Annotated in this window: 1 protein-coding gene; it reads right to left on the bottom strand. The window is 31.8% G+C overall.

Going from position 1 to position 233, the window contains the following annotated elements:
- Positions 1 to 233 (bottom strand): RepB family plasmid replication initiator protein (locus FDW96_RS12485; protein WP_137365771.1); only part of this gene is annotated, 233 nt, incomplete at both ends.

The following is a 233-nucleotide window of genomic DNA, read 5'->3' as shown; positions in this document are numbered from 1 at the left end:
CAAGTTTTCAAGATACCGGTTAAATTTAGCATTGGAATTTTCAGATTTAGCTAAAGTATCATTCCAACCAGATAATCCACGCAAAGTATCAAAGTCTAATTGAACCACTTCGACATCTTTATTTTTTACTTGATGAAGTAATGCCATTACAATTCTACGTTCTCGTTCATTAAATCCTCTAAGTGGAACAGTGTTAAAATCGTTGTGATATTGTACTATTTCATGAACCATTA

The sequence above is a fragment of the Citrobacter sp. TBCS-15 genome (genome assembly GCF_005280815.1).
Taxonomy (GTDB): domain Bacteria; phylum Pseudomonadota; class Gammaproteobacteria; order Enterobacterales; family Enterobacteriaceae; genus Citrobacter; species Citrobacter werkmanii.
The sequence above is the reverse complement of the archived record's forward strand: the minus strand, read 5'-3'. Positions and strand labels throughout refer to the sequence as shown.